This window comes from Nonomuraea sp. SYSU D8015, from assembly GCF_008065375.1.
Lineage (GTDB): Bacteria > Actinomycetota > Actinomycetes > Streptosporangiales > Streptosporangiaceae > Nonomuraea.
Genome location: NZ_VJYI01000017.1, coordinates 71,878 through 83,858, shown reverse-complemented (window position 1 = coordinate 83,858; position 11,981 = coordinate 71,878). Strand labels below are relative to the sequence as shown.

Below are 11,981 nucleotides of genomic sequence, written 5' to 3'. Positions count from 1 at the left end.
CCCGGTGGACACCTTCCCCCGCATCATCCCGCCCCGCACCAAGGTGGGCCTGGTGGCCGGAGGGCTGGGGGCGTACTGGCCCCAGTTCCCCGACCTGCTGCCGCAGCTCCAGCGCTCCTCGGCCCGGGTGGCCGAGCGCATGAAGGCGCTGGACTGCGAGGTGGTGGACGTCGGCTTCATCTCCGACGCCCAGGAGGGCGCGGCGGCGGCCGAGAAGCTGCGCGCGGCGGGGTGCGACCTCATCGTCGGGTTCCTCACCACGTACATGACGGCCACCATGATCGTGCCGATCGCGCAGCGCAGCGGCGCGCCCGTGCTGCTGATCAACCTGCAGCCGACCGAGTCGATGGACCACGCCACGTTCGACACCGGCCAGTGGCTCGCCTACTGCGGCGCCTGCCCGCTGCCGGAGATGGCCAACGCGTTCACCCGCGTCGGCATCCCGTTCCGCTCGGTGTCCGGCTACCTGGAGGACGAGCGGGCGTGGGACCGGATCGGCCGGTGGGTGCGGGCCGCCGCCGTGCGCGCCGCGCTGCGGCGAGGGCGGCACGGGCTCATGGGGCACCTCTACCCGGGCATGCTGGACGTGGCCACCGACCTCACGCTCGTGTCGGCCAACTTCGGGGGCCATGTGGAGGTGCTGGAGTTCGACGACCTGCGGGTCCGCGTGGAGAAGGTCTCCGACGAGGAGACCGATTCGCGCATCGCGCTGGCCCGCGAGGTGTTCGAGCTCGCGGACTCGGTGAACGAGGAGGACCTGGCGTGGGCCGCCCGCGTGTCGGCCGGGCTGGACCGGCTGGTCGAGGACTTCGAGCTGGACAGCCTGGCCTACTACCACCGCGGGCTGGACGGCGAGATCCACGAGCGGCTGGGGGCCGGCATGATCCTCGGCGCCTCCCTGCTCACCGCCCGCGGCATCCCGGCGGCCGGTGAGTACGAGCTGCGGACGTCGCTCGCCATGCTGATCATGGATCGGCTGGGCGGCGGTGGCTCGTTCACCGAGCTGCAGGCGCTCGACTTCGCCCGCGGCCACGTCGAGATGGGCCACGACGGGCCCGCCCACCTGGCCATCAGCTCCCGCAAGCCGCTGCTGCGCGGGCTCGGCGTCTACCACGGCAAGCGCGGGTGGGGCGTGTCGGTCGAGTTCGACGTGACGCGGGGGCCGGTGACCGCGTTCGGGCTGCGGCAGGACCGGGACGGCCGCTACGGGTTCGTGGTGTCGGAGGGCGAGGTCGTGGAGGGCCCGCTGCTGCAGATCGGCAACACGACGTCGCGGGTGGACTTCGGCTGCGACCCGGGCGAGTGGACCGACGCCTGGAGCGCCAGCGGCATCTCCCACCACTGGGCCCTGGGCACCGGCCACCGCCTCGCCGACCTGCGCGCGGTCGCCGACCTCCTGGGCGCGGACCTGACCCACGTCCAGCCCGCCCGCTGACCCCCGGCGGCCACCACCCGCCCCGCCGAAGCAGCCGCACCAGCCGTCAGCGCGGGGCACGCCACCATCCGTCAGCGAAGTGAGCGGCGAGGCGCGCATCACGGCGGCGGCGCATGCTCGCCCGGCGGCGCCCTCTCGCCCTTCTCCCCCAAGGGACGTGCCCCGAAGGGCAGGCCGCCCCACACGAGCCGCGCCGAAGCGAGCGCGAGGTGCGCCTCCGCCCGCCCTCGGCCGACGCGGGGGCCGCCGCCCCAAGGCCGCCTGGCCGACGCGGGGCCGCCGTCTCAGGACCGCCTGGCCGCGACCGGAGGGCACCGGCCCCTCTCGGTCCCTCCCCCAAAGGGACCTGTACCGAAGTACGGCGAGGGGGTGAAGAACGCAGGGCAGTCGCGGCGGCGCGCGGCCATCGGGCCTGGCCGTACCATGATTGCGTGCGCGGTCTTCTTCGCTCCGTGTGGAACGAGCCGCGTCCCCCCGACGTGCCACGGCGCATGTGGTGGGACTGGGCGCTCACAGGAGTGCTCGCGGCGCTCGCCGTGCTCGAAGGGCTGCTCCGGCCGGACCTCCCCTGGCGGGCCGTCTCGGTGGCCGTGACGGTCGCCCTGGTGCCCACGCTGTTGTGGCGGCGCACCAAGCCGCTGCTCATGGTGCTGATCATGGTCGCCGTGACGAGCCTGGCGCCGCTGCTCATGAACGGCGCCTCACTGAACTCGTACACCATGGTGTACGTCCTGATGCTGCTCTACTCCCTGTACCGGTGGGGGTCAGGGCGCGAGATCGTGGCCGGGCTCGTGGTCATGCTGGGCGTGGTCGCCACCTCCATCGTCTCCGGGCGGACCGTCGGCGGCGACGTGTTCGGCGCCTTCACCGTCGTCTTCGCCGCGTTCGCGCTGGGCACGGCGTTCCGCTACCGGGCCGGGGCGCGCCTGCGCGAGCTCGACCAGGTCAAGCTGCTCGAACGCGAACAGCTGGCCCGCGACCTGCACGACACCGTGGCCCACCACGTCTCCGCCATGGCGATCCGTGCCCAGGCCGGCCTGGCGGCGTCGGCGACGAAGCCGGAGGCCGCGACCGACGCCCTGCGCGTGATCGAGGCCGAGGCGTCGCGCACGCTGGCCGAGATGCGGGCCATGGTGCGCGTCCTGCGCAGGAACGAGCGGGCGGAGCTGGCACCGGGCAAGCACATCGCCGATCTGAAGGAGCTGGCCGGCCAGGGCAGGGACGGCCCGGAGGTCGCCGTGGAGATCAGCGGCGACCTCGGCGACGTCCCGCCGCCGGTCGGGGCCGCGATCTACCGCATCGCCCAGGAGTCGATCACCAACGCCCGGCGGCACGCGCGGCACGCCACCCGCATCGACGTCAGCGTCGCCGCCGACGACACGTCGGTGCGCCTGCGCGTCAGCGACGACGGCGACAGCAGCGCCGGACGCCCGATCACGTCGCCGGGGTACGGGCTCATCGGCATGATGGAACGCGCCGGCCTGCTCGGCGGCACCTGCGAGGCCGGCCCCAATCCGGGCCGGGGATGGACCGTGACGGCCGTGCTGCCGCGTACCGGGATGGTGACATGAGCATCAAGGTGATCGTCGCCGACGACCAGGAGATCGCCCGCACCGGGTTGAGGATGATCCTGGAGGCCCAGGAGGGCATCGAGGTCGTCGGCGAGGCCGCGGACGGGCAGCGGGCCGTCGAGCTGGCGCGGCGGCTGCGGCCGGACGTGTGCCTGTTCGACATCCGCATGCCCCGCCTCGACGGCATCGAGGCCACCCGCCGGCTCGCAGGGCCGGACGTGGACGACCCGATCGCCGTGGTCGTCATCACCACGTTCGACCTCGACGAGTACGTCTACGCCGCGCTCCGGGCGGGCGCCAGGGGCTTCCTGCTCAAGGACGCCGGCCCGGCGCTGCTCGCCCAGGCCGTCCGTGCGGCCGCCGACGGCGACGCGCTCATCGCGCCGAACATCACGGCCCGGCTGCTGGGCGCGTTCGCCGGCGCGGGGCCGGCCGCGCCGCCGGCGCAGCCGATCGAGGCGCTCACCGACCGGGAGGAGCAGATCCTGGCGACGGTGGCGCGGGGGCGCACCAACAGCGAGATCGCCAAAGAGCTGCACATCTCGCTGAGCACGGTCAAGAGCCACATCGCGAGCCTGATGACCAAGCTCGGCGTCCGCAACCGCGTCGAGATCGCGATCTGGGCGTACGAGACCAACCGCGTCAAGACCTGACCCGCGCGGCCCTGCGACCCCTGAGGATCGCCCATTCGGCCACGGCCAGGTTGATCACCCAGGCGAGGCCGAGGAGCAGCTGCCTGGTGAGGTCGTCCGGCGCGCCGTAGATCGCGAACCACAGGCCCACGGTGACCGCCTGCGTGCCCGCGCCCATACCGATCGCGTACGCGCGCATCATCCAGGCGCGGTGGCCGGCGACGTCGCGCCGCCGGATCGCGGCGAGGCCGAGCACGAGGAAGACGGCCATGGCCGAGCCGAACCCGAGCCTGAAGACGGTGAGGAGCCCGAGGTCCCCCGCGGGCAGGGCGGAGAACAGGGTCATCCACACGCCCGACAGCGCCGCCACCAGACCGCTCACGACCAGGACCCGCCCGGCGGCGCGGTGCCATCCGGGCCTGCGGCGGCGGAACCGCGGCGAGAGTTGGAAGGCCCCCAGCGCGGTGTAGAGGCTCGCGGCGACGATGTGCAGCACCACGGGCAGGGGCGCGGCGAAGAACCGCGCGTTGCCGGGCGTGACGTCGGCGCCGGCGGTCAGCTCGGTCAGGCGGATGGCGCCGGCGAGCACCGGGACGAAGCAGAGGGCGAGCAGCCCGGTGACGAGGGGCCATCCCGGCCTCGTGGCGGCGGGCGTCTGGAGGGTCATGCCTCGATGGTGCGGGGCGGAGCGGGCGCGGCTCATCGGCAGAAGGGCCCGCTCCACCTCGGCCTATGAGCCACCGCCGGCGTCGTACTTTCGGCTGTTACCCCGGCCGCGGGCCTCGCTCACACTGGCGGTCACCCGACAAGAGGAGAACGTGATGAAGGCCTTCGTCTTGCGGTCGTACGGACCGCCCAGCGCCCTGAAGCTGATGGAGATCGACAAGCCCGTCCCCCGCGACGACGAGGTGCTGGTGCGCGTGCGCGCCACCTCCGTCCAGCCCTACGACTGGCACCTGATGCGCGGCGAGCCGTACGTCGCCCGCCTCATGCCCGGCGGCCTCGGGCTGCGCAAACCGAAGATCGCGATCCTGGGCGCCGACGTGGCCGGGGAGGTCGAGGCGGTCGGCAAGGCCGTGACCGGGTTCCGGCCGGGCGACGAGGTGTACGCGATGTCCAAGCAGGGTGGTTTCGGCGAGTACGTCTGCGTGCGGGCGGACGAGCTGGCGCCCAAGCCGGCGAACCTGTCGTTCGAGGAGGCCGCGGCGGTGCCGCTCGCGGCCAACACGGCCCTGATGGCCCTCCGCGACCAGGGACGGCTCAAGCCCGGGCAGAAGGTCCTGGTGAACGGGGCCGCAGGTGGCGTGGGGACGTTCGCGGTGCAGCTCGCCAAGGCGCTCGGCGGCGAGGTCACGGGCGTCTGCAGCCACCGCAACGTGGACCTGGTCCGATCGCTCGGCGTCGACGAGGTCGTCGACTACACCAAGGAGGACGTCACCCGGCTGGGCCGCCGCTACGACGTGGTGATCGACAATGGGGGCGGCCACAGTGCCTCGGCCTACCGGCGGGTCCTGAAGCCCACGGGCGTCCACGTGCTCATCGGCGGGCGGGGCGGCCGCTGGCTGCAGCCGGCCGGGCACATGTTCGCCACGCTCGCGGCCGCGCCGTTCCTGCCGCACAAGGTGAGGCAGACCGACGTGGTCGGCTGCAAGGAGAACAGGCGGAACCTGATCGCGCTGGCCGAGCTCATCGAGGCGGGCGAGGTCACTCCGGTGATCGACCGGCGGTACCCGTTCGAGGAGATCCCGGCGGCCGTCCGGTACTCGGAGGAGGGGCGCGCGGCGGGGAAGATCGTCGTCACCGTGGCAAAAGCCATGTAGGACATTTCCGGATTTCCCCAACCTTCATATGGGACAGCATGCTAAAGATCTGTAAAGCGGTGATCGCAGACCGTTATGGAGGTCCCCTCATGCCGTTCCTGACCCAGCTCGCCGACGTCGCCCGCCGTACCGGCAGTCCGGTGACCGAAGTGGCCGGCTGGAAGACCCGCGGTCACGGGCCGCAGCCCGAGGTGCAGGGCATCGTCTGCCACCACACCGCGGGCCCGGCCGGCGGCGGGGACTACCCGTCGCTCGCGGTGGTCCGCGACGGCCGCCCCGGCCTCGACGGGCCGCTGTCCCACTTCGGGCTCGGCAGGTCCGGGACCATCTACGTCATCGCCGCCGGCCGGTGCTGGCACAACGCGCCCTCGACCTCGCCCCGGCACGACAACTCCAGCTCGATCGGCATCGAGGCCGAGAACGACGGCTCCCAGCCGTGGCCGGAGGCCCAGACGGAGGCCTACATCCGGCTGTGCGCGGAGCTGTGCCGCGAGTTCGGGCTGCCCGCCTCGCGCGTGAAGGCGCACCGGGAGGTCAACACCTCCAAGCCGGACCCCCACTCCATCGACATGAACGACTTCCGCGCGGCCGTCGAGGCCATCCTCGAGGGCGACGAGGAGCCGGAATTATCCTGGACGGAGAAGATCGTGAGGAACCTGCCGGTGGTGCGGCTCGGTGACGACAACTACGACGTCAAGACCGTGAGAGGCTGCCTGTTCGCCCGGGGCCACGTGCCTCCCGCCGCGTACGCGAACGTCCCGCAGGGACTGCAGGGGTGGCTGGAGTCCACGCAGTGCGACTCCGGCCTTGTCGAGCTCGTCCGCGGCTTCCAGCGGGCCAAGGGCATCGGCGAGGACGGCGTCGTCGGCCCGGAGACCTGGCCGTCGCTGCTGCGCGTGTGACCGGCCGTGCCCCCGCGTCCGGGGACACGGCCGGAGCGGCTCAGCCCGTGAGCGTGCGGGCCGCCACGAGCTCCCCGTCCTCGAAGCCTTCCACGCGGACCACCTGGGCGGCGCCGATGCCCGGGACGGTGACCGTCACGGACTCCTGTGACAGGTCCACCGACGCCTTCGGCCTGTCGTCCAGGTAGACGTCGGCCCGGTCCAGGAGCCGGGTCCGCAGGGTCAGCTGGTCGCCCGTCGCGGAGACCTGAGCGTCCAGGCGGCGCACCGGCTGGGCGGCGAGCAGCTGCCCGGCCCGCTCCATCAGGTCCGCGTTGTTCTCGAGGACGTCGCGGCGGGTCATGCGGTGGCGGTGGTCCGGCACCACGCCGAGGTCCTCGACGGGAGTGCCCGCGAGGTCGTGCACGCGCAGGGTGCGCCGGATCGACACCCGCATGCCCGCCTCCCCCGGCAGCGGCCGGTACGGGCTGCCGTCCGCCGGCTCGGGCAGCTCCAGGAGCAGCTTGAGCAGCTGGTGGGTCCAGACGTTGGCGCCGCCCGCGCCGGTGTTGTCGTCCACGCCGAGGACGGGACCGATCTTGTGGTCCTGGAAGCCGGCGGCGAAGATGTCGGTCGCCGAGTAGCAGCGCGCGTCGGTGATCAGCACGACCGGGCCGTGGTACTGCTGGCCGATGGCGTTGGCCCCGTCGGCGGGCGTGATGGGGAAGGCGTTGGAATAGACGGCCGCCGTCTCCGTCGCCTGGTCCATCGAGGCGCACCACGGCGTGAGGTCGATCTGGCCGGTCGGGTCGCCCTTGTGCTGGCTGCAGATCCGCGCGTTCAGCGGCGTCGTGATGAACTGCGTCGGCTCCGGTGAGACGGGGCGGGGGGTGAGCGTCTGCAGGAGGAACTCGCTGGCGAAGATGTGCCCTCCGCCGTTGCCGCGCACGTCCACGATGAGCCCGGTCTGCGGCAGCAGCCGGATGAGCCGGACGAACTCCGCCACGAACCCGTCGGGGTCGTTGACGTTGAAGGTGAACACGCGGATGTGGCCGAAGGTGCCGGCCGCGGTCACCACGCTCCTGGCCCGGAACACCGACGGCATGGAGGTCGGGACGTCCGCGCCGGCCGCCGCGGGCTCGCTCGTGAGGTCGGCGACGTCCAGCGACTCCCGGATCGTGACCGCCTCCGGGACGTAGAGCATCTTGACGGCGCGGCCGATCTCGTCCGTGCCGAGGTCGAGGCCCTGGGCCACGGCGGCGGTGGTGAGCTGGTCGGCGTCGACGAAGGGCGGCACGTTGTCGGCGACGCGCCACCGCTCCCGCAGTTCCTTGGTGATGCCGTCGCCGTTGACGTAGCTGAGCGTCACCCAGTCCTCGTCCGGCGGCACGTGGATGCGCAGCGGCCGGATGGTGAGCGACTGCAGGCCGCGTGAGTGCCGGGCCGCCGCGTTGCCGCCCGCGAAGCGCGCCGCGTTGATCGCCACCGCCCGGTCGATCGGGATGCCGTTCCAGTGGGTCACCTCCACGCCGGGGGCGAAGCCGGGGACGGAGAAGCCCGCGACGACCCTGGTCACCACGTAGTGGCGGACCTCGCCGTCGTAGTATTCCTCGATCTGGTACGGCAGGTACGCGATCTTGCCGGAGAACGGCTGCGGCAGCAGGTAGTTGGTGTGGAGGTCGCGTACCGAGTGGAAGATCTCCGACAGCTCCGCGTGGAAGCGCCACTCCGGGTCCATGGTCGCCTCGGTCTGCCTGCTGAGCCGCAGTCCCAGCAGCCGCAGCCGCTGGACCGGGTTGATCGCGTGCATCGCCACCTTGAGCGGCAGATGCACGTAGTTCTGCTCGACGAGCACCAGCGCCTGCTGGACCAGCGTGCGCCGGTCGGCGAGCGTCAGCGTGCCCGCCGTACGCAGGAAGTCCCGCAGCTCCACGGATTTCGCCATTGAACCTGATGGCTGGGTCATGCCTGCTTCCTTCCCCATCCCCTTGGCCGTGGGCGCTCCTCGCACCGCGCCGCCCGGCCTGCTCGAAGCCGACTGGATCCCAGCAGCGTGGCACGGTTGGCCGGGCGGCGCCTCGGGACCTGCCCTAGGGCTTTCCCTAGGCCGCCGGGCCGGTCCCCGGGCGGCTACGCGCCGACCGGCACCGGCTGCAGGTCGCGGGCCCGGATGAGCAGCAGCGAGACCGCCACGCCCGCCACCCCGGCGGCCGCCGCCACCAGGCAGGTGGTGGACAGCGCGCCGGTGAAGGCGCTCCTGGCCACCTCCAGGGCGGGCCCGCTCACCTGGTCGAACCGGCCGCCGGCCACCGCCGCGGCCTGGCCGGGGAGCTCGGCGCCGATGCGGGAGGTGAAGACGGCGCCGAACGCCGCCACGCCGGTGGCGGTGCCGAGCGGGAAGAAGGTGTTGGACAGGCCGGAGGCCATCCCGGCCCGCTCGCGCGGGACGACGTCCAGCGTCACGCCCATCAGCGGCGGGAAGGCCAGCGCGCCGCCGACGCCGAGGAGCACGAAGCCGGGGAAGGCGACCGTCCAGTCGCTGTCCGGGCCCACCCTGGCCATGAGCAGGAAGGCGACCGCGATCAGCCCGAAACCGGCGGCCATCAGCCGGGAGGCGGGGATCTTCTGCCCGAGCCGCCCGGCCAGCGGGGCCACGACGAGGATGGGCAGCGTCATGGCCAGCAGCCGCAGCCCGGTCTCCAGCGGCGAGTGGCCGAGCATGCCCTGCAGCCACAGGATCAGGTACGGCAGGATGCCGAAGCTGCAGATCCTGGCCAGGAACGTCAGCAGCACCGCGCCCGTGAACGAGGGCACCCGGAAGAGCCGCACGTCCAGCACCGCATGCGGGCGGCGCACCTGCACCGCGGCGAACAGGCCGAGCAGCAGGAGCCCCGCGACCAGCGCGGTCAGCACGCCCGGCGCGCCCCAGCCCTGGTCGGGACCGGCGATGAGCGCGTAGTTGAGCGCGAACAGCATGGCGACGGCCAGCACGGCGCCGAGCGCGTCGATCCGTCCCGCGGGCGTCTCCCTGGCCGGCTCGCGCAGCCGCAGCAGCGCCCCGGCCAGCACGAGCAGCCCCACGGGCACGTTGATCCAGAAGATCCAGCGCCAGCCGAGCGTGTCGACCAGCAGGCCGCCGACCAGCGGCCCGAGCCCGGCGGCGGCGCCGCCCGCCGCCGAGAAGGCGCCGATCGCGCTCTGGCGGGCGCGGCCGGCCGGGTAGGCGCCGGCGATGAGCGCCATCGCGGTGCCCATGACCATCGCGCCGCCCACGCCCTGCGCGATGCGGAAGGCGACCAGGGCGCCCGGGCTCCAGGCCGCCCCGCAGGCCGCCGAGGCGGCGGTGAACAGGACGACCCCGGCGGTGAAGATGGCGCGGCGGCCGATCCGGTCGGAGACCGATCCGGAGGTGAGCAGCAGGGCGGCGAAGGCGAGGGTGTAGCCGTTGATGGCCCACTGCAGGCCGTCCAGGCGGGCCGACAGCTCGCCCGCGATCTCGGGGAGGGCCACGTTGACGATCGTGATGTCCAGGGTGAGCAGGACCGCGGCAAGGCAGACGACGGCCAGGGTCCACCCGGCCTTCGGTGGCTGAGTCATGCGTACAAAGTACACACAAATTAGGCAAACCTAAATAGAGGGACCGACGCCATCGGGGCGGTCAGCGGGCGGCGAGCGCGTCCACCAGGGCGCGGAGCCCGTCGAGGAAGGCGGCCTCGTGGTCGAAGGAGCGGACCGCCCGGCGGGCCCGTTCGGGGTCGCCGACCGAGGAGGCCAGCAGCTCCTCACGGGCGGCGCGCCGCTCGGGGGCGACGCCGGGCAGGTAGGACAGGTGACCGAGGACGTACCACCACAGGGCCGCGTACGCGTCGGTCCCCCGGCGGTCGTCCAGGCCGAGCTCGGCGAACCGGTCGAGGGTCCAGAGGAACAGCGCGGCGGCGCGCGGCGCGAACAGCTCGCCCTGCCGCAGGATCTCCACGACCCACACGTGCCGGGCGAGGTAGGCGTCCACGGTGGCGAACGCGGTCACGATCCGCTCCTGCGGGGTGCCGCCGTCGTCCGGCAGCGGCGGAAGCCCTTCGGCCACGTCCTCCAGCAACGCGAGGACCAGCTCCTGCTTGTCCTTGACGTGCCGGTAGATCGCCATGGGGGCCGCGCCCAGCTCGGCGGCGACTCTCCGGATGGTCAGCCCGCCGACGCCCTCGGTCTCGGCCACGCGCCGTCCGGCGGCCACGACGATCCGGCGGGTGAGGAACTGGCGGCGTCCGCTGGAGCTCGTACGTGTGGCCACGCCCTCACTGTAATGGCCGCGTTCCGCCGGCCCGCGCCAGCGCAGCGCGCACGCCGGGCTCGACCGCGGCGCGGAAGGCGGCGTCCAGCTCGGCCGGCGAGGCGGTCGTCTCGCCGTCCAGCCACGACCGCAGCAGCCCTATGTACGCCCCCACCACGCAGACCACCAGCAGGTCGAGCGAGGCCGACGCCCGCGCGCCGGCGGCGAGCAGCTCGTCCCTGACGATGGCGGCGATCAGCTTCTCTCCGTGCGCCACCATCATGGCGCCGCCGCACCGCCCCAGCACGGCACGGACCAGCTCTCGCTGCTCCCGAACGTGCTCGAACATGGGCAGGCTGAACGCGAACGGCTCCCCCGGCCCGCCGGCCGGAGCGGGGCGGAGGAAGGCGAGCTGGTCGAGGTTGCTGAGCAGCACGTCCTGTTTGTCGGAGAAGTGCGCATAGAACGTGGAGCGGCCCACGTCCGCCCGTTCGATGATGTCGGTGACGGTCACCGCGTCGTAGCCCTTCTCCAGGATCAGCGCCACGAGGGCCTCCTGGACCATCCGCCGCGTACGCCGCACCCGCCGGTCTCCGGACACTTTCCCGCTCCCTGTTCAGTACGGCACACCACGGCCGATCTGGTCGTTGACCCTCCCCCAGTATGAACGCATCATTCATAACCGAACAGGTTGTTCGACACCGGGAAGGCACTGCCATGGGCTTGGGAAAGCTGCTGCACGACCACGCGGAGCACGCCGACGAGGGCGGGACCATCGACCACCCGCGGGCGTACGAGATCCTCGCCTCGATCGGCTTCGCGGGCGGCCGCCGCGCCGCCTTCACCCGCGTGGCCGCCGCCGCCCGGCCGCGGGCCGGGGATCAGGTCCTGGACGTCGGGTGCGGCACGGGCTACCTCAGCCGGATCCTCTCCCCGGTGGTCACGCCGAGCGGCCACGTCACCGGCCTCGACCCGTCCCCCTCCATGATCGAGTACGCCACGCGGCGCGCCCCGGCGAACTGCACGTACGTGCGCGGCGAGGGGCAGACCCTGCCGTTCCCCGACGGCTCGTTCGACCTGGTGGTCTCCAGCCTCGCCGTCCACCACATGCCCGCGGGCGCGCGGCCGGAGGCGATGCGGCAGATGCACCGCGTGCTGCGCCCGGGCGGGCGGCTGCTCATCGCCGAGTTCCGCCCGCCGGCCGGCCGCCTGGCCCGGCAGCTCGTCGGCCTGCTGTCCGGGCCCGCCATGCGGCACGAGCCCCGCGAACTGCTGGGCACCATGATCCCGGACGCCGGGTTCGAGGTGGAGGCGGAGGGCGACCTGCCGTACATGCTGTACTACGTCCGCGCCAGGAAGCCCGCGGCGGACTGAG

General features: G+C 72.9%; 11 protein-coding genes. 6 read left to right on the top strand and 5 right to left on the bottom strand.

The window, feature by feature from the left end:
- Positions 1-4 precede the first annotated feature (4 nt).
- From ID574_RS45075 to ID574_RS45065, 3 genes are all read left to right on the top strand, one after another.
- Complete coding sequence (locus tag ID574_RS45075) at positions 5-1,435, top strand: L-fucose/L-arabinose isomerase family protein (RefSeq protein WP_188195207.1); 1,431 nt, start codon at positions 5-7, stop codon at positions 1,433-1,435.
- Positions 1,436-1,866: 431 nt separating this feature from the next.
- Complete coding sequence (locus ID574_RS45070; protein WP_223167734.1) at positions 1,867-3,006, top strand: sensor histidine kinase; 1,140 nt, start codon at positions 1,867-1,869, stop codon at positions 3,004-3,006.
- Positions 3,003-3,659 carry a response regulator gene (locus tag ID574_RS45065; RefSeq protein ID WP_188195206.1) on the top strand — a complete coding sequence of 219 codons (657 nt, stop codon included), beginning with the start codon at positions 3,003-3,005 and terminating at the stop codon, positions 3,657-3,659. The genes ID574_RS45070 and ID574_RS45065 overlap by 4 nt, the downstream gene beginning before the upstream one ends.
- Here ID574_RS45065 and ID574_RS45060 read toward each other — a convergent pair.
- Complete coding sequence (locus ID574_RS45060) at positions 3,649-4,305, bottom strand: DUF2306 domain-containing protein (RefSeq protein ID WP_188195205.1); 657 nt, start codon at positions 4,303-4,305, stop codon at positions 3,649-3,651. The genes ID574_RS45065 and ID574_RS45060 overlap by 11 nt on opposite strands.
- Positions 4,306-4,459: 154 nt before the next feature.
- Between ID574_RS45060 and ID574_RS45055 the strand changes: the two genes are divergently transcribed.
- Together ID574_RS45055 and ID574_RS45050 are read left to right on the top strand one after the other, a co-directional pair.
- The gene (locus ID574_RS45055) at positions 4,460-5,458 is read left to right on the top strand and encodes an NAD(P)-dependent alcohol dehydrogenase (protein ID WP_188195204.1); all 999 of its coding nucleotides are present in this window, start codon (positions 4,460-4,462) and stop codon (positions 5,456-5,458) included.
- 89 nt (positions 5,459-5,547) lie between these two features.
- Complete coding sequence (locus tag ID574_RS45050; RefSeq protein ID WP_188195203.1) at positions 5,548-6,360, top strand: peptidoglycan recognition protein family protein; 813 nt, start codon at positions 5,548-5,550, stop codon at positions 6,358-6,360.
- 40 nt (positions 6,361-6,400) lie between these two features.
- Here ID574_RS45050 and ID574_RS45045 read toward each other — a convergent pair whose 3' ends face one another.
- The 4 genes from ID574_RS45045 to ID574_RS60775 form a co-directional block, all read right to left on the bottom strand.
- On the bottom strand, positions 6,401-8,305 hold the full coding sequence (locus ID574_RS45045) for a S41 family peptidase (RefSeq protein WP_223167733.1): 1,905 nt from the start codon (positions 8,303-8,305) through the stop codon (positions 6,401-6,403).
- Between the two features lie 164 nt (positions 8,306-8,469).
- Positions 8,470-9,936, bottom strand: coding sequence for an MFS transporter (locus ID574_RS45040; RefSeq protein ID WP_188195201.1), 1,467 nt, complete (start codon positions 9,934-9,936; stop codon positions 8,470-8,472).
- A gap of 61 nt (positions 9,937-9,997) precedes the next feature.
- Positions 9,998-10,627, bottom strand: a complete 630-nt coding sequence (locus ID574_RS45035; RefSeq protein WP_188195200.1) for a TetR/AcrR family transcriptional regulator — start codon at positions 10,625-10,627, stop codon at positions 9,998-10,000.
- Positions 10,628-10,631: 4 nt separating this feature from the next.
- Positions 10,632-11,207 carry a TetR/AcrR family transcriptional regulator gene (locus ID574_RS60775; RefSeq protein WP_223167732.1) on the bottom strand — a complete coding sequence of 192 codons (576 nt, stop codon included), beginning with the start codon at positions 11,205-11,207 and terminating at the stop codon, positions 10,632-10,634.
- Between the two features lie 116 nt (positions 11,208-11,323).
- Between ID574_RS60775 and ID574_RS45025 the strand changes: the two genes are divergently transcribed.
- Positions 11,324-11,980 (top strand): class I SAM-dependent methyltransferase, encoded by a 657-nt coding sequence (locus ID574_RS45025; protein ID WP_188195199.1) that lies wholly within the window; start codon positions 11,324-11,326, stop codon positions 11,978-11,980.
- Position 11,981: the final 1 nt, after the last annotated feature.

Bases quoted from the DNA above. Each gene is read 5' to 3' on its own strand.
- ID574_RS45025 (WP_188195199.1), top strand. From the start codon at position 11,324: ATGGGCTTGGGAAAGCTGCTGCACGACCACGCGGAGCACGCCGACGAG.
- ID574_RS45060 (WP_188195205.1), bottom strand. From the start codon at position 4,305: ATGACCCTCCAGACGCCCGCCGCCACGAGGCCGGGATGGCCCCTCGTC.
- ID574_RS45065 (WP_188195206.1), top strand. From the start codon at position 3,003: ATGAGCATCAAGGTGATCGTCGCCGACGACCAGGAGATCGCCCGCACC.
- ID574_RS45045 (WP_223167733.1), bottom strand. From the start codon at position 8,305: ATGACCCAGCCATCAGGTTCAATGGCGAAATCCGTGGAGCTGCGGGAC.
- ID574_RS45040 (WP_188195201.1), bottom strand. From the start codon at position 9,936: ATGACTCAGCCACCGAAGGCCGGGTGGACCCTGGCCGTCGTCTGCCTT.
- ID574_RS45050 (WP_188195203.1), top strand. From the start codon at position 5,548: ATGCCGTTCCTGACCCAGCTCGCCGACGTCGCCCGCCGTACCGGCAGT.
- ID574_RS45055 (WP_188195204.1), top strand. From the start codon at position 4,460: ATGAAGGCCTTCGTCTTGCGGTCGTACGGACCGCCCAGCGCCCTGAAG.